This is a genomic window from Pedobacter hartonius (assembly GCF_900107535.1).
Lineage (GTDB): Bacteria > Bacteroidota > Bacteroidia > Sphingobacteriales > Sphingobacteriaceae > Pedobacter > Pedobacter hartonius.
This window is the reverse complement of the sequence record NZ_FNRA01000005.1, coordinates 100,816-118,858: the sequence shown is the minus strand read 5'-3', so window position 1 is coordinate 118,858 and position 18,043 is coordinate 100,816. Positions and strand designations below refer to the sequence as shown.

10 protein-coding genes are annotated in these 18,043 nt (G+C 46.3%); 3 read left to right on the top strand and 7 right to left on the bottom strand.

What is annotated here, in order from left to right:
• Position 1: 1 nt before the first annotated feature.
• Positions 2-985, bottom strand: a complete 984-nt coding sequence (locus BLW16_RS10830) for a FecR family protein (protein WP_090556604.1) — start codon at positions 983-985, stop codon at positions 2-4.
• 190 nt (positions 986-1,175) lie between these two features.
• On the opposite strand from BLW16_RS10830, the gene BLW16_RS10825 reads away from it, so the two are divergent.
• Positions 1,176-1,724: a DUF6934 family protein gene (locus tag BLW16_RS10825; protein WP_394332016.1), complete on the top strand. Its 549-nt coding sequence runs from the start codon at positions 1,176-1,178 to the stop codon at positions 1,722-1,724.
• 40 nt (positions 1,725-1,764) lie between these two features.
• Positions 1,765-1,956 carry a hypothetical protein gene (locus tag BLW16_RS10820; protein WP_090556602.1) on the top strand — a complete coding sequence of 64 codons (192 nt, stop codon included), beginning with the start codon at positions 1,765-1,767 and terminating at the stop codon, positions 1,954-1,956.
• Positions 1,957-1,961: 5 nt separating this feature from the next.
• Here BLW16_RS10820 and BLW16_RS10815 read toward each other — a convergent pair whose 3' ends face one another.
• The 6 genes from BLW16_RS10815 to BLW16_RS10790 form a co-directional block, all read right to left on the bottom strand.
• Complete coding sequence (locus BLW16_RS10815) at positions 1,962-3,284, bottom strand: DUF2264 domain-containing protein (protein ID WP_090556601.1); 1,323 nt, start codon at positions 3,282-3,284, stop codon at positions 1,962-1,964.
• 68 nt (positions 3,285-3,352) lie between these two features.
• Positions 3,353-4,876 (bottom strand): glycoside hydrolase family 28 protein, encoded by a 1,524-nt coding sequence (locus BLW16_RS10810; RefSeq protein ID WP_090556600.1) that lies wholly within the window; start codon positions 4,874-4,876, stop codon positions 3,353-3,355.
• 60 nt (positions 4,877-4,936) lie between these two features.
• Positions 4,937-7,687 carry a glycoside hydrolase family 78 protein gene (locus tag BLW16_RS10805; protein ID WP_245735220.1) on the bottom strand — a complete coding sequence of 917 codons (2,751 nt, stop codon included), beginning with the start codon at positions 7,685-7,687 and terminating at the stop codon, positions 4,937-4,939.
• Positions 7,687-9,906, bottom strand: a complete 2,220-nt coding sequence (locus BLW16_RS10800) for a glycoside hydrolase family 3 N-terminal domain-containing protein (RefSeq protein WP_090556599.1) — start codon at positions 9,904-9,906, stop codon at positions 7,687-7,689. Before BLW16_RS10800 ends, BLW16_RS10805 begins: the two co-directional genes overlap by 1 nt.
• 139 nt (positions 9,907-10,045) lie before the next feature.
• Positions 10,046-11,725, bottom strand: coding sequence for a RagB/SusD family nutrient uptake outer membrane protein (locus BLW16_RS10795; RefSeq protein ID WP_090556598.1), 1,680 nt, complete (start codon positions 11,723-11,725; stop codon positions 10,046-10,048).
• Between the two features lie 16 nt (positions 11,726-11,741).
• Positions 11,742-14,951 (bottom strand): SusC/RagA family TonB-linked outer membrane protein, encoded by a 3,210-nt coding sequence (locus tag BLW16_RS10790; RefSeq protein WP_090556597.1) that lies wholly within the window; start codon positions 14,949-14,951, stop codon positions 11,742-11,744.
• Positions 14,952-15,262: 311 nt separating this feature from the next.
• On the opposite strand from BLW16_RS10790, the gene BLW16_RS10785 reads away from it, so the two are divergent.
• Positions 15,263-17,965 carry a glycoside hydrolase domain-containing protein gene (locus BLW16_RS10785; RefSeq protein ID WP_090556596.1) on the top strand — a complete coding sequence of 901 codons (2,703 nt, stop codon included), beginning with the start codon at positions 15,263-15,265 and terminating at the stop codon, positions 17,963-17,965.
• The last annotated feature ends 78 nt before the right edge of the window (positions 17,966-18,043 follow it).

The following is an 18,043-nucleotide window of genomic DNA, read 5'->3' as shown; positions in this document are numbered from 1 at the left end:
TTTAATACTGATTTTTGGGGTTAATGATTACTTTTCTTCCATTCATAGTATAGGTCGTACCGGTCAGTGCTGACAGGACATTCAGTACTTTATCGGGACGTTCGTTAAAAAAGCTTAGGGTATATCGTTTTGGGTCGTGTATTTTTGTATTCAGCGTAACATCAAGGTTGTACCAGCGGCTGAGTGTCCTGGCGATCTCCTGATAAGATGCATTGTCAAAATTCAGGTGATTCGTGCGCCATGCACTGATGGAATCTACGTTTACACTGGTTACCAGATGGCTGTCATTCAACTTATCATAAACCAGCGCCTGGTTATGCGTAAGTGCTTTTGCATACAAGGCAGGCTCGTCACTGCTGCGGCTTTCAACTTTTACCTTACCTGTAGACACACTTACCCTGACATGTTCGTCTTCAGGATAGGCCTTGATGTCAAAGGATGTTCCCAGTACGGTGGTTTGCAGTTTTCCGGAATGGATGATGAAGGGCTTGCGGACATCGTGGTGTACATCGAAAAATGCTTCACCGCTTAATTTAACTTCTCTTGTTTTGTCGCCAAACCTGGAAGAAACAAATACACTGGAGCCTGAGTTTAAGAATACGGTAGTGCCATCTTTTAGGGTGACTTCCTTTTTTACGCCATTGACTGACCTGATCTCCGTGAAGGTTTCTGCAGGGAGTACCTTTTTTGCAAACTTATTCCTGAAGAACAATCCCGATCCCAGCAGCGCAAGGAACATTGCAGCGATCTGCATCCAGCGGTAGTTCAGTTTGCGTGCTTCCGGTTGCACAGGCTGGTCTGCTGCCAGCATAGCTGCTATCCTTGCATCCAGGTCTTCAAATACCGATGCTTCTTCGTTGCGGCTAAGCGCTCTGCCTTTCTGCCCGTAGTGGCTTTCAAACCAGGTCTCCACAAGCTTACGTTCTTCGGCCCTGGCAGTTCCTTCCTGATAGCGCTTAAATAATGATTTGATGTTTTCGTCCAAAACTGTGCTTTATTAGAGCTCGCGCTCAAACACAGAATGTCCTTTAAGGAATTGTTAAATTTAGATTAGGTTTTGGTACGCAATCCTATTAACTAAAATCAACTTAAATTATTCCATTAAATAATTATTTAATTTTAAGTGTGTATTATTACTTTAAGTGTTATATTTGTTGGAAAATAGATTTAAAATAATGTCATTAAAAATAAATATAAACTTTAAAGACACTTATACTCCAATATATATTGAAGAAGATCTTTCCGGGATGTCGTTCAACTCTCCTCAAAAAAATGGCTCGAGTTGCGAATTGTTGGCGATGATAAATCCCTACCCTGGCTCTGAATTGCCTGGCGTATATAACATCGGATTCGGTCCGCCAGACGGAAAAGGTCGTTTCATTGATTACGTTGATCTGAAGCATACAGATAGTAATAAAGTGTTTTTAACCGTATTATTATTTGGAATAACTTTTCTTCAGCGAAATCCTGAACTCACCCATGGCCTGGACGGTTCGACAGATACAAGAGCGGCATTGTACCATCTTATGTATAAATACAACAAGACGTACTTAACCGAATTCTTTGATGCTATTGGTGTAGACTGGTATATCCGGGTATTCCGGAATAACACCTATGATGCGGATTCACATGGAAATTTTATTGCAAGGCCCAGACCAGAACCATTTAATTACAAACGTGACAGACATGACCTTTACCGCTATTACATGTTTCGTTTGAAATAATATTTTTATTACATTTGACTAACTAATTAAAATTTGACTTATGAACAAGTTTATTCAAGAAAAACTGGAAGAATACATGAGAATAGCAAAGGCTAGTACTCCCCGCCCTATCACCACAACCGAATTACCGGCTATGTTTCGGAATGACAGCCTCTCTTCAGTGATCAGATCAAAAGAAGATGCTGAAAGATTTATGGCCGAATTGGATATGATATCCAAACTATCCAAATAATTATTTTAAAGCACCGAATGGTCTGCCATAAAGTTCTCCCCTCCCCATACCTTCCTTGCGGTCCAGTCGGCCGCAGGATCTGTCCAGAAGGGGTCACTTGAAGGCAGGCCTAAGGCCAGCATGCCTGTGGTACACAGGTACAGGCTGCCGGTGGAGATGTAATACTCCCCCACATCAATCTGGTGACCGCAAAAGCCGATGGTCAGCCAGCCCTTTTTATCAAAGGTTCCGGGTGCTTCAATCATTCTTCTGATCAGCAGGGTCAGTGCTTCCCTTACCTGCGCAGGTTTAATGGATTCGGGGAGCCTCTTCAACAAGGCGGTCTGGCTCAGGCCCTGCATTGCGCCAAAGCGATAGGCCAGCGACCTTCCGATTACCGGGAAAGTACCTTCAGGAGAGATCAGCCGCTCCTGGATCACGGCGTACCTTACTGCCCTGTTGAGTATAGTAGTATAGTTCTCTTTGTTGATCTTCCCCTTCTCAGCCATTACAGTACTGATGTCAACCAGCATAGGCTGGATCACATAACTGTTGTAATAGTCCCAGTGAAATGTTGGCCCGTCACCATACATCCCGTCCCCTTTATACCATTCATCATGTTTTTTCAGCGCATAGTCCAGCCGTACAACATCATATTCCGCATCAAATTTCAGAAAGAACGCTTCTATCATTCCCATGAACAGCAGCCAGTTGTTATAACCCGGTTTGATTACCCGTGTCGATTGCAGCGCTTTGATCACCTTTGCCTTCACTTCAGGCAGCAGCGGTTCCCACAACTGTTTCGGTGCCCTGATCAATGCCTGCGCCAGGAAGGCCCCGTCCACCAGTGCCTGTTCATATTCCTGACCGGTGAACTGCATAAAATCAGGTGATGAAGGGTCGACGGCCTGTGCAATACTTTGCTGCGCCAGCAGAATATACTTTGCCCTGAGCTTTCCTTCCTCAGTCTGATCAGGACCGAGTTCCAGCCATGGAGACATCCCTGCCATTAGGCGGCCGAGGGCTTCGAGGTAAGTTACCTTCGTACGGTCAAGCTTGCCGGAAGGATTTACCTCCACAGGCATCGTTGCTTTCAGCCGCCCTTTACTTAAGTTGAGCAGTACAGGATCGGCAATTTTGATTAAGGTATTTACCCAGTATTTACGCGCATTAGCCGCAGCAGCGCCATTCAAACTGTTTATCTCCGCAGCATCTGTTGCCTTAGCAGACGCTTTGGCGTTTTCCGCCTGAGTAGTATTTTCGGGTGCAGCTGCCAGGGCAGATCCAGGAGCGAGCACACTTAATGAAGCTGCTGCAGGCAACAGGGAAACAAAAAAACGTCTGTTCATATATCTAAAGATGATCGGGTCAAAAAAAACAGGTCATATCAAAGGATCTCCTGTCTAATTTAATATTATTATTTGAGAACCAGTATTTTGCCGTTACTGCCAGCAGAGGTGACCAGCTTTTGAATTGACTGCTGCGTCACACCGCGTAAAATAACAGCCGGTGTTCCATTGCCGGAAGCGAGGTTTAAATTGTTAATGGTCAGCTTTTTTACATCATCAAATACCAAAGGAGATCTGAAGTCGTCTTTGAGGTATTTAAACGTGGAATTTTTTATGCTGATCCCTTCTGCATGGCGCACGTACAGTGCCCAGGCAGGCAGCTCTCCGAACATACTGAACTCCGGATATTCAGCTGCCATTTCAGGAATTTTAGCGAGTGAATCCAGAGATACATACGCTTTGTTTTTATCCGCCCCGCCACCATAAGTAACCACTATATTTTCGAGGGTAAGGTCCTGTACCGGATATCCCGGCAGGCCCACGATTTGTGCAGGCAGCAGGTTATGCGGATAGATATCTTCTTCCGGAGGCCCTTCGAGTGCATACCCCGCATCCGTTTTCGCATTCGGCACCTCAACATTCATATCGCTGATATGGATCCTTCTGATGATGCCCGGAGGCGAAGTTTTCCGGCGTTGTCCTAAACGGATAAAGATCGCTCCGCCGGTGTTTTTGGCGATGATATGGGAAATGGTCACATCTTCCATCGTTCCGCCGTCCACAATTTCAAGGGCGATAGCTGTTCTGTAGGTATCAAAAGCGTAGATATTCTTTACCCTTATATTTCTAAAGCCACCCACTGAAGCCGTTCCGAATTTCACGCCGCTTGCGCTGGAACGTACTTTACAATCCGTCACCAGGACATCTTCACAGGCACTTTTCGGGTCGCTGGATTTCAGGCATATCGCATCATCAGCAGCATCGATATTTGAGTTTTTCACCACTACATGCTGGCAGTCCTGGATGTCAATACCGTCATTGTTCCAGTAGGCAGTGCTTTTAACAGTGATGCTGTCAATGGTCAGCTGTGTACAATGGTTATAGGTCTGCACCCAGCAGGCTGCATTGAGCAGGGTTATACCCTTGATCAGTACCTTGTCACTGCGCTGGATCTCTATCAGCTGCGGGCGGAGCCTTTCATTGGGGCGTTTTAATACAAGGGGGTCTATGACCGATCCGTTCTTTACCATTTTCAGCACGTTCAAAGCCAAAGTACGCCCCTGCCCGTTGATCGTTCCCTGACCGGTAATCCCTATGTTCTGCTGATCATCGGCAATTAAAAGCGCATACCAGCGGTCGTTCTTTTCATAATCTGCAAGATTGGTGCTTCCTAAAAGGACGGAGTTTTTTTGCAGCACCAGTTCTACGCCTGTTTTTAAATGTACCGTTCCGGTGAGGAAAGTTCCCTCCGGTACGATCACTTTACCACCGCCCTTTGTATTTACTTCATCTATCGCTTTCTGGATAAATTCAGTATTCATTTTCAGCCCATCACCAATGGCTCCAAAGTCTTTAATATTCACTGTCTGTGCGTGAGTATATAAACCTGACAGGATAAACAGTACGGTTAAACTCGTTTTCAATTTCATCATTTATTTAGCGCTAATATTTTATTCGTATACGGCCTGTACTGAGGCTGTTACTGTAAATTCCTATTGAAAATTATATCGATAATGATAAGTACCTGAGCCCAGTGAAACCTTAACATCGCTATTACCGCCAGTCTTTGCCATTGGTTTATTGTTCAGCGTAATCACCGCAGCCGCAGATTTCGGCAGGGTGACTTCAGCCGTTGTATTTGGCGGAACGGTAACATCCAGCTGGAATATGCCATTTTGCAGCTGCCATTTTGAGCCGGCTTTTCCGTACAGGGTTTCCAGTTCGGCATTCACCATCGTCAGGTTGCCGCCGGGATGCGGGGCGATGCGGATTTTCTTATACCCGGTGGCGGTTTCATCCGTATTGAGCCCGGCCATTACACGGTACATCCAGTCGCCAATAGCACCATAAGAATAGTGGTTAAATGAGTTCATACTCGGGTCCTGCATATCACCATTGGCCTTAATCCCATCCCACCGCTCCCAGATGGTGGTAGCCCCTTTGGTAACAGGGTACAACCACGAAGGATAAGTATCCTGCAGCAATAAGGTATAAGCCATATCATCATAGCCAAACCGGCTGAGCACGTGGCACAAATAAGGTGTTCCCAAAAATCCCGTAGTAAGGTGATTGCCGTAATCCTTAATGTTTTGAACCAGGCGTTTTACCAGCTGGTCCCTCCTTTCAACAGGCAGCATATCAAAAGATAACGCCAGTGCAGCCGCGGTCTGGGTACCCGAAACCAGCCTGCCGTTTGCCGTCATATATTCCTTTACAAATGCATCTTTGATCTTTTCCAGCAAAACACTGTAGGTTTTAACATCTTCCGTTTTTCCCAGCACTGTGGCTGCATTGATCAGCAGCTGTGTAGAATGGGCATAAAATGTCTGGGCAATCAGGTACTTGTCTGTCACGGCAGCCTTACCGCCATCATCCGTCGGGCTTGGGCTGTAAAAACACCAGTCGCCAAAGTGCGTACCCGTATTCCACAGGTTGTCTACGCTCTTACGCTGCATAAAATCTACCCAGGCTTTCATACTGCCATACTGCTGGTCCAGGATCCGCTGGTCACCATAAGCCTGGTAAACGCTCCAGGGAATGATCGTCGCCGCATCTCCCCAGCCTGCTACGCCTGCAGAGGTTTTCGACATCATATCCGGCACTACCCAGGTAACCGCACCATCCTCATGCTGATCTGCAGCAAGGTCTTTCAGCCATTTGCTGAAAAATCCCGCTACGTTCATATTGTATTCGGCCGTGCGGCTGAATGCCTGAGCATCCCCTGTCCAGCCCAGTCTTTCATCCCTTTGCGGGCAATCTGTAGGAACGTCAAGGAAATTCCCTTTTTGCCCCCACTGGATATTGTGCTGGAGCTGGTTTAACATCGGGTTAGACGTCACCAGGCTGCCTGTAGGCTGCATATCAGAATACATGGCTACTGCCGTAATACCAGCAGTATCCAGCTTCCCGTTATAACCCTCAATTTTGATATAGCGGAAACCCTGATACGTAAAATGAGGCTCATGATGCTCCACTGTATTACTGCCAAGGATATACCTGAGCTCACTTTTCGCATGGCGAAGGTTAGTGGTATAAAAATTACCCGTTTTATCCAGTACCTCTGCATGATAGATCCGGATCTCATCTCCAGGTTTACCTTTGATGTTGAGCACTACCCAGCCTACCAGGTTCTGCCCGAAATCGATTACCGTTTCCCCTTTGGGCGTAGTGATCAGTTTCTGCACATGGAAAACTTCGTGTTTCCTCACTCCCGGCATTTCCGGGGCAATCAGATTTGTCTTCGCTTCATCGGCTATGCCAACCTGCTGCCAGCTGCTGTCGTTATAACTGCCCAGGTTCCATCCTTTCTTTTCCAGCCTGCTGTCATATGTTTCACCATTGTAAAAGGTAGAGGTCAGTATAGGCCCCGTGGCCGACTTCCAGGTTTCATCGGAACCGATCGTTTCTTTGGTGCCGTCAGTATACTTCAGCTCCAGCTGAAACAGCAGGGCAAGGTCTTTACCCCAGATATTTTTCCATTTATCCAGGTGCCCGCGGTACCAGCCATCGCCAACAATTACACCAGCTGCATTCTTTCCTTTATCCAGCAGGGAGGTAACGTCATAGGTTTGGTATTGCAGGCGTTTTTTGTAGCTCGTCCAGCCCGGCGCAAAATAATCGTTGCCAACCCGGTGCCCATTTAAATACGCTTCAAATACTCCCTGAGAGGTGATATATAGACGTGCAGACTTCAGGGTTTTGTTCACAGTGAAGGCCCTGCGGAACATAGGGCTTGGCCCGTCCGCAGTATCTGCTGCAAGATTACTTTTGATCCATCTGGCCTGCCAGTCGGATGCCTTCAGCAAACCCATTTCCCAGAATGCAGGTTTGCTCCATGCGGAGGAATTACCTTTATTATCCCGGATCTTCACCTGCCAGTAGTAGCGCTGTGAAGAAACAAGTGCAGGCCCATTGTATTCTATATGGACAGATTGGTCGGATTTCAGGTTTTGCTGCCAGAACAGGTTCTTCCCTTTGGTCAGCGAAAGAGAGTCAGTTGCCACACGCAGCTCGTAGCCGGCCTGCATCACCTCTGTTCCCGGTGCAATGATCTTCCAGCTCAGGCGGGGTTTAGCGATATCTATCCCCACAGGATTATGCTGGTATTCAGCGGTAAGTGCAAACAATGAAAGTTTTTGCGAATAGCAGGACATGGAAACTAACATGCCGATGATCAGCAATGAGATGTACCTCAACATGATTTCGGTATTTCCTGGTTTCGTTCTGAGTTGAATTAAGCGCATTAGTTGGTCAGGTTTAATTTTACATTAGTCAGATCTGTTGAATTGGGGCCTACCATCACGGTAAACTCCCCGGGCTCAGTGATCCATTGGCCATCCTTCCAGAATTCGAGGGATTTGCGGCTGACAGGGATCTGCACCTGCCTGGACTCGCCTGGCTGCAGCGAGATGCGCTGAAATCCTTTTAGTTCTTTCAGCGGGCGGGCCAGTGAAGAGATCTCATCCCGGACATACAGCTGAACGATCTCGTCGCCCTTCATTTTTCCTGTATTTTTTATGGTTACTTCCGCATATATCGTGTCAGCTGTGGTCATCGAAGATTTCGAAAGATGGAAGTCTGTATAAGCAAAGCTCGTATAGCTCAGGCCAAATCCAAAGGGGTAGCTTGGCTCAAATGAAGAACCCCAGATCTCGCGCGGGCGGCCCGGCGCAAGGGAGTTATAATAGGCCGGTACCTGGCATACATTGCGCGGATAGGTAACCGTTAATTTCCCGGAAGGATTGAGGTCGCCAAAAATGGCTTCAGCAATGGCAGTTCCTGTATCCTGACCTGCAAACCAGCCATCCAAAATGGCCGGAATATGCTCCTTCGCCCATTGGATGCCCGGAGGACGGCCATGCAAAAGAACCAGCACCACAGGTTTTCCCGTAGCGGCAATTGCTTTCATTAACTGGTCCTGCGCGCCCGGCAGTGCAATATCATCACGGTCTACATTTTCCATCACCGTTTTATCGTCATCACCCAGCACGAGGATGCAGATATCGGATTGCTTTGCGAGCGACACGGCCTCAGCAATCTCCCTGTCGTCCGGATGCTGGATACTGGTGCCTTTGGCATATACTATCTTTGCCTGGCCAGCCACTGCATTTTCTATCCCCTGTCTGACGCTGATAAAATGTTTAGGCTGCTGTGTAGAGTAGGTTCCTAAACGGATCGTATCTGCATTGGGGCCAATTACTGCGATGGTTTTATACTGATCTTTTCTGAGCGGCAGCAACTGGCCTGCATTTTTGAGCAGGATCAGGCTTTTCCGTGCAGCTTCAAGCGCAAGCTGGTCATGAGAAGGATCATTTAATACTTTTTTATAATGCTTACGCGGGTAGGAAAGGGAACCGTCAATTTGCGAGAAAAAGACGTCCGCCTCTACATCAGCGTTCTTTGTTTCAGTTTTAAGCCGTGCCATTTCCCTGCCCATCGGATTTTCTTCATTTTCAAGATGCAGTGCAAACTTAAATTCAAGCACTTTCCTTACGGCATCATCTAATAATTTAACGGGGATCTGTCCGTTTTTCACTGCTTCGGCCAGCGGCGGACCGTACATTCTGTTAGGGCCCCAGGTTTGTTTAAAGGCAAGCTCAGTATGTACCCCTGCCTCGAGTGCTTTTCTGATCGTTTCTACGCGGCTGCCTGTTGCCTTCAGGCGGTCCTGCACCCAGCGGATGTCGTTATTATCAGAAACCACCAATCCGCTGAAGTGATATTCATCTCTTAAAATATCATTTAATACATCACTGTTGATATGGCATGGCACACCGTTCAGGCTATGGTGAGCAGGCATAATTGAACCTACCCGGGCTTCTTCAACAGCCGCCCTGAAGGGAGCGAGGAAGATCTCATGTAAGCTGCGCAGGGATATTTCCACCGCTGCACCATTGGCTCCTAACACAGGTTCGCCATCGGCAACAAAGTGTTTGGCCGTAGCCAGCACATGATTGGTATTGTAACGTTCCTTTCCTTTGCCCTGCAGGCCATTGATAAAAGCTACTCCGGTACGGCTAACCAGAAAAGGATCTTCGGAATACGCTTCTTCAAAGCGGCCCCAGCGGGCATCCCGCACTACACCCAGCATCGGTGTATATACATGCTGGATCCCCAGGGCACGGGCTTCGGCGGCGATCACGGTAGAAACACGTTCCACGAGGTTCATATCCCAGGCGCTGGCCAAGGCAATAGCCTGTGGGAATGAAGTGGCTCCGGCTGCCACTACCCCATGCAGGCACTCTCCTGCCTGCATATGCGGAATATTTAATCTCTTATTGGCATTGGGATAAAAAGAAGCAAGCTGATGTGTTTTTTCATCCAGTGTCATCTCGCTGAGCAACTGCTCAATTTTGGCGTGTTCTTTTGGGGTTAAAGGAATATAATCCGCCAGCTGCTGTGCCTGTGCTTGCACAAAGGACAGACAAAAAATGAGGGATAAAATAAATGAAATTGATCTCATAAAAAGGTTTTAAAACGGGCATAAGCCTGTTTAACTGTAAGCATGGTCATCAAGGCAAAAAGCAAGAGGGGAGCAATCCTGCCAGCCCGCTCTTGCTACTACTAACTATTATTTAACTACCTGAGAGCGTTAAATTCCATTAATAACCAGGGTTATTGACGATCTGTGCACCAACGTTCCTGTCGATTGCCGTTTGTGGGATAGGTAACAGGTTGTTATTTGGTGAAACGGATGCTGCCGAAGCCTCATAACCAAATCGTTTTGTCCTGTCATAGATCAGCCCCAGACGTCCCAGCGTTAACATCCTGAACTCCTCTCCATACAATTCACGGGCGCGTTCATCCAGGATATAATCCAGGGTAACCTCTCCTGCCGCAACCGGTGTTGCCTTTGCACGTGCCCTTACCACATTCAAATCGGCAGCCGCACTGGCAAGATTCCCTTTGTTCAGATAAGCCTCGGCCCTCAGGAAATACGTTTCTGGTAAACGGATCACATAAAAATCCCTTACATACCCGTTATCTGGTGTTCCGTTGATGTGTTTGTCTGTCCCGAATTTTGCCCAGTTGGGGTATACGTATAACATGGTGTCATCACGACTGGTCAGAAAAGACTTAGGGATCAGATCTTTGGGCTTAAAGCCAGTACTTGCGGCAACCGTCGGCCCGAAATAAAACTTACGTTTGATATTCGTTTCATTGTTCCTCATATCGGTTCCGGAATTTTTCCAGATCGTATAGTTTACGTAATTGGTCATCCTTACGAAGGCTACCCCCCTGCCAGACGTATCACTGGCTACATTGGGATATCCTGCTTTCACCAGTGACCATGGCTTAGACCACATCATCCTTTCGATCAATGGTCTGGTAAAAGGAGTTGAAACACCAGGTGGCGCCGCTACACCGCCAGGTACTACGGCACCGGTAGCTGTAACCTCAAACTGAGCAACAAAAATACCTTCTGTGTTCCCGGTCTGCCTGTTCTGGTTGCCCATAGCAAACAGGTCATAATAATAATCTTTGCTGATATCCAGTGCCGCAGTAGTATTACGGCTTCCGAAACGGGCGTTTACCAATGCATAAGACCCATCAGTACCATCGATGACGCGGGTAGCCGCTGCAATAGCTCCATCGTAGTCCTTCAGTGAAATATCCACTTCAGACAGGAAGTGATCTGCTGCAGCACGTACCACGCGGCCCGGAGCGTTAGTAGTCAATGGCAGGTATGTTCTTGCAAATTCCAGGTCAGCTTTAGCAAAAGTCCATGTCTCTTCACGGGTACTTCTCTGGAAATCTACCTTAGGTGTAGCCACGGGCTCAGATACGATAGGTACCCCACCGTAAGCGTTGGCCAGGTTGCGGTAGGCAAATCCCCTGAAGAAACGTGCTTCAGCGATGGTGGCATTTTTTTCTGCCTCACTTGTCCACAATACTGCAGGGTTTGCTGCTGCGCTGATCAAAGTATTTGCTACTTTGATCATATCATACTGCAAATTAAAAAAATCTGCAGAGATCGTTTCCTGTGAATTTACCAGACCCCAGTTATTGTATTTTGTGGTGTTATCCAGGGGATCAAACATCACATCAGTTCCCAGTCCAAGTACCCAGGCATCATGTACACCATCCACAGCAGTATACAGCAGCTGTACATCGTGGTACATTGATGCGCTTAGTGCATCAAATTGTGCTTTACTCGTGAAACCACCTTCAACAACGAGCTTATCTCTGAGGTCTTCTTTTAAAAACTTGTCATCCTTGCAGGCAGAAAACAACAGGGAGCTTGCTGCGATGACGATTAATATATGTTTATATGCTTTCATAGCTGTAATAATTTAATTAGAAGCCTAAGTTTAAACCAAACGAAACGGTACGCATGAGGGGTAATGAAGTGTTCACACTGGTGTTTGATGAACCGCCGTTACCACCGATCTGTGCGCCGTTAGCAGGATCTAAACCTGTCCAGCCGGTTAACGTAAAGAGGTTTGTACCACTCACAAAAACTTTGAGGTTATTAATTTTTAATTTTTCGGTTACCTTTTTAGGGAAAGTGTAGCTCAGGGACGCATTCTGCAGCCTTGCAAAGGTTCTCGACTGATAGAAGCCATAGGAGAAAGTATTGGCATAATTTGGTCTTACTGTAGTTGTACTTTCGTGCGCAGGCGTCCAGTATTCCTTGTTCAGCCAGTTTGCCACTGTAGGCAAAACTGCACCCGGATCAAGTCCCCGAATGTTGGTAGACATAAAAAAATTGTCCTTACCGCCACCAATTATAGCGTTGATGCTAAAGAACAGCTGAAAGTTTTTATACGTGAACGTATTGGATAAGTTCATATTGTAATTCTCTTTTCCATAACCGATCACAGATCTGTCCTTAGGATCAATTACCCCATCGCCGTTCAGATCACGGATCTTGAGGTCACCCGGTACAAATATATTTGTCCCTGTGGCTGTTTTATACTTGTTCATATACTCTGTATCAGAGCTTTGTACCACACCATCAACGGTATAGTCATAAATGGCGCCCAGTGATTTTCCGATAAATAAAGAGTTGTCGATGTCATCATCTTCCTTACCGTCTTTATTTACATCCAGCCCGTATAAGTGTACCAGTTTATTTCTGTTCAGCCAGAAGTTGTAACCGGATTCCCATCTGAAACCGCCATCTGTTTTCAGGTTTACCGAGTTAAAGGTGATCTCGATACCTTTATTCTGTACCTCGCCTATATTTGCATTGACGGTCTGGAACCCTGTAAAGATTGGGATATAGCGGGTAAGCAGCTGATCAGTGGTTTTACTTTTGTATACATCGATATTACCAGACAGGCGGTTATCGAATAAGCTAAAGTCCAGACCAAAGTTAAGGGCAGCTGTTTTTTCCCAGGTTAGTGTGTTGTTGGCGATAGAAGATGGTGTGCTATAAGCGGTACTGGTACTTCCGAATACAGTATATCCTGATCCGATCAGTGCCTGAGTAGCGTAAGGGGATATTCCCTGATTACCGGTTTTACCATATGAAGCTCTTACTTTCAGGTAATTGATAAAAGTTAAGCTCTTCATGAAATTCTCTTCACTTAAAGCCCAGGCTACTGATCCGCCGGGAAACCAGCCAAATTTATTACCCTCTGAAAAAGCCGAATATCCGTCTCTTCTAATATTCAGGGTAGCATAGTATTTTTGAGCGTAATTATAATTTAACCTTCCGATATAACCTACGTTCTGGTATTTGGAATAACCACCGGTATTACCTGGCTCATTGATGAGACTGGTAGTTGCACCATTGAGGATCGTTTGTGTAGTGGCTTTATAAAGGCCATTGTAGCCCAGCGAGGTGGTACCAAAAGCAGCAAAATCCGAGCCGCTGACAGCAAGGCTTTCTATACGGGTATAGTCGCGTGTATAACCTGCCAGTGCATCTATATTATGCTTGCCAAAAGAATGCGTATAACTCAGCAAATTGTTAATCAGCCAGTTGGAGCTGGATGTAGCAGACATTGATCCGTTCGCTTTTGATAAGAACTGCAGCGGATTGGCAATTTCTGCAGGCACCAGCGTATTCACCTCGGCACCTTCATGGTGGAAAGAGGCGAGCTTTGCATTTGCGCGGTTACCGGTAACGTCAAACCTGAAGTTCAGACCTTTGATAAAAGGGATCTTTGCATTCAGAAATCCCGTACCCCTGATGCTGTTCGATCTTTCCAGGTTGTCATCATAATAGCCCTGAGTAGTTACTGTACCATTACCCCAGAAAGGATTAAATAATGAAGTATTCCCCGCAGGATACCTTTGCAGCAGCTGGTCATTTGTTCCATCAACGTATTTATAACTGAAAGGCGACAAATAGGTAGCCATATACAGATTTGGTGAAACGCCCGAATAATCCGTCGAAGAATAATAACCCGTGGCTCCGTATGACAGCCAGTCGGTAATATTATTTTCCAGCTTCAGCGTAAAATTCGGTTTTTTGAACTTGTCATTGTATATGATCCCTTTCTGATCCAGGTAACCGCCGGAAAAGTAATAGTTCATCTTATCTGTTTTACCGGAGATACTTACCTGATAATTCTGAATCGGCGCATATTGCATCACCTCGTCTATCCAGTCCATGTTATGACCTTCGTTATAGGCTTTCAGCTCCAATGGTGTCAGTACCTTGGTGATATCAGTAATGTCCTGACCCCTGATTGACATGTTGTCTTTCCTCCATTGCAGGAAATCTTCACCAGTACGCATTTCCGGTATGCGGGTAGCGTTCTGTATCCCATAATAGGTACTGAAGTTAATTGTCGGCGCATCAGTCCTGCCACGTTTAGTGGTGATTAGCACCACACCGTTTGCAGACTTAGATCCGTAAATAGCCGCTGAACTTGCATCTTTCAGGATGTCATAAGTGGCAATATCATTCATATTGATCTCATTCAGGTTCCCGTTATAGATCACTCCGTCCAGTACAATTAAAGGTGAGGTATTCGCGTTTACCGAATTCTGCCCCCTTACAACGATATTCGGGTTTGCACCCGCGCTTGTAGAAGGGCCAACGTTGATACCCGATGTTCCCTGCAGGGCCTCAAGTGCGTTGACATAGGGTACGGAGGATTTAGGGCTGTCTTCCAGACGGATAGTAGTTACCGCGCCGGTTACATCTTTTCTTTTTTGCGTTCCGTAACCTACTACAACCACATCATTCAGCTGACTGGCATTTTCAGACAGGTTAATATTGATGACGGCACGCCCGCTCACCTTTACTTCCTGGGGAGCATAGCCAATATAGCTGAAAGTCAGCGTAGCATTATCTTCAGTTCTCAGGGTATACACACCTTTTGCATCAGTAACCGCAGCAGGGCCCGCAGAACTCCTGACACTCACACCAATCAGTGTTTCGCCCCTGCTGTCGGTCACCTTACCGGTAATGGTAATAGGTGCGTGTTTAACTGCTGCCAGCAAATCCTGATTCAGCGCAGAGCAGAGCAGCAACAGGAGTGTGGTCAGCACAATTTTTCCAGTCCTTAACTTGGAAGAGCAGGAATAAATGAGTCGATTTTTCATCATACATAATTTGTTTAGGTTGTTGGTTGATTTTGGTGATGTTCGGTTGGATGGTTCTTGTTCAACAGGGCTTAGTGCTCGGATACAAAAATAATATTTGGTGCCGCGCACAAAGTATTTTAGAAGCACTGTGTGCGAACACAATTTTATAATTATTTTTTTATAAATCCTAATTTTTTTTTTAAGTTTGGCAGTACGCAATGCAAAACCGCTGACATGGAGTAAAAAAACCACATATAAATTGTATTCGAACGATCATTTCCGTTGCTGAATAAGAAATAAACTAAAAGAATCACTCTTTAACAACCGTTTCTATGAAAAAGCTCTTACCATTAAGTTTGATCCTGCTCAATGCATTTAGTTACGCACAGAACAAGGACAAACTTACCCATGCCATCGATGTAGATGCCATCAGGCAAACGGAATTAACGGGTGACATCGGATTACGCCCCACAATCATGTCTGTAATGGCTAAACGAGCAGGTGTTGATGCCTATCTGAAAAAGTTTCCTGCAAAAAAGTACTTTACATTCCCTGAAAGCAGGAAAAATTCGATCAGGCTGCTGGATGGCCTTCCGGAAAAGTGGCTTTCCTATTCGTCTGAACAATCAGAAACGTTTTCAGACCAGGCAAAACCAGGAGAATACTTTGTTTTCCAGGTGGGTGTGTACGCATCCAATCAGCCGCTAAAAAATATCAGGGTTAAATTTACGCCGCTGAAGGGTACCGGCGGAACGTTGCTTAAAGATGTGACTTGCTTCAATAGCGGAGGCATTTCTTTCAAGGGTGATGAATTTACGAAGGACCTGAACCTGGGTGCAAAAAAGGTACTGCCTTTATGGTTCGGCATACAAATACCGGAGAGCGCCAAAGGAGCCTTTAAAGGCACAATTGAAATTAAACCCGAAGGGTTGCCTGCTACGTTGGTCGCGGTTAACTTAAACGTAAGCGGGGAAGTTGTTGAAAACCGCGGATACAATGACCAGAACTCTTTGTCGCGCCTGGCATGGCTCAATTCTAAAATAGGGCTTGACGATGATATTACTACCGGATACCAGCAAGTGGTCAGGAACCAGAAAACCATCTCTATTCTCGGCCGCACCATAAAACTTGCTGAAACGGGTCTGCCAGAAAGCATAGAGACGTATTTCGACCTGAATAATGAGAAGATACTTCCCGAAGGACAGCCGGTAATTGCTAAAGCGCTGCAGTTTATTGTCGCGCAAAACGGCAGCCCGATGAAATTTAAAATAGGCCCCACGCATTTTACGGATCACCTGCCCGGAGCAACCAGCTGGGAAACGAAATTCAGTAATGCCGATGTAGTGATTACCTTAAAGGGCCGTGCCGAATATGACGGATTTATTGGCTACAGCGCGGTAGTTACTCCTTTGAAAAACACTGCTGTTGATGACATCAGGCTTGAAATCCCTATGCGCCCGGAGAAAGCAACCTATATGATGGGACTGGACAAAGAAGGTGGCTTTTCACCCAAGGACTGGCACTGGAAGTGGGATGTGCTGGAAAAACACCAGGACGAAGTCTGGATGGGCGCAGTAAACGGAGGCCTGAAGGTCAAACTGAAAGGTAAAAACTACCATCGCCAGCTGGTGAACATCTATTACCCTTTTGGCCCGCTCAGGGAACCGGAATCATGGGGAAATAACCATACCGGCGGTGTAGACATCGGCACGGTAGATAATGCTGTACTGATCAAAGCCTTTTCCGGCAAACGCAACCTGCAAAAAGGCGAGACCTATGAATTCGATTTCGAATTGCTAATTACGCCGTTTAAAACAATCAACAAAAACATCCTGTTTAACGACCGCTATTACCACTCCGACATTGATACCAGCTTAAACTTCATCAAAGTAGCCAAAGAGAAAGGTGCCAACATCGTGGTAGTCCATCATAAAAAAGACATTTACCCTTTCATTGACTATCCTTTCCATGAAGAAAATGTTCCCGATCTGAAGGCCTTCATTGACAGTTCCCATGTAAATGGCCTGCAAACCAAAATCTACTATACCACCCGCGAGCTCACCGTAAACGCGCCCGAGCTCTGGGCCATGCGCGCACTGGACAATGAGATCCTGTACCCGGGACCGGGAATGGCTACACGGTCGCTCGTTAACCCAAAAGGCGTGCACCCCTGGCTGGGCGAAAACCTGAAGGAGAACTTTATCCCCGGATGGGTGGCAACGTTTACTGCCGGAAAATATAAAGGACGACAGGATCTTGCCATTTTAACTACCCCTGATTCAAGGCTGAACAATTTCTTCCTCGAAGGGCTGGACTGGATGGGCAAAAACCTGAAGATTGACGGCATCTATATGGACGACCTGGCGCTGGACCGGGAGACAATGAAGAGAACACGGAAAGTGCTGGACCGGGAGCGCCCGGGTGCAAAGATCGATATGCATACCTGGAACCATTACAATAAATATGCAAAATGGGCATCATCACTCAACCTCTACATGGATATGCTGTCGTTTATCGACCAGCTCTGGGTGGGTGAAGCGCGCGACTATAACCGGTCGTCAGATTACTGGCTGATCGAGGTCAGCGGTATTCCTTTCGGGCTGACTTCCCAGATGTTAAACAAAGGTGGAAACAAATGGCGTGGCATGACCTTCGGGATCACCAACAGGCTGGGATGGTACAGGTCTACCTCTCCGGAATACCTCTGGAAATTCTGGGACGAGTACCACATCGATAAAAAAGAAATGATCGGCTTCTGGAACCCCACAAGTCCGGTTAAAACCGATAACCCCGAAACTGAGGTCAGCATCTACAAGGGAAAAGACGAAGTGATCATTGCCCTGGCCAACTGGACCAGTAAAGAGCAGAAATGCCGCTTAAAGATTGACTGGAGAGCTCTGGGCCTGTCGCCTGACGAGGTAACCGCAGAAATTCCTGAGATCACTGAATTTCAGGAGAAAAAATCCATCAATGTGAAAAATGAGATTACACTGGAGTCTGAAAAAGGATTTCTGATCGTCTTGAAAAGGAAATAGAGATGAACCCGGCATGATTAAAATAATGATTAAGCACACAGGGCAATAATTATTTTAATCATCAAAGGCTCCATCTAA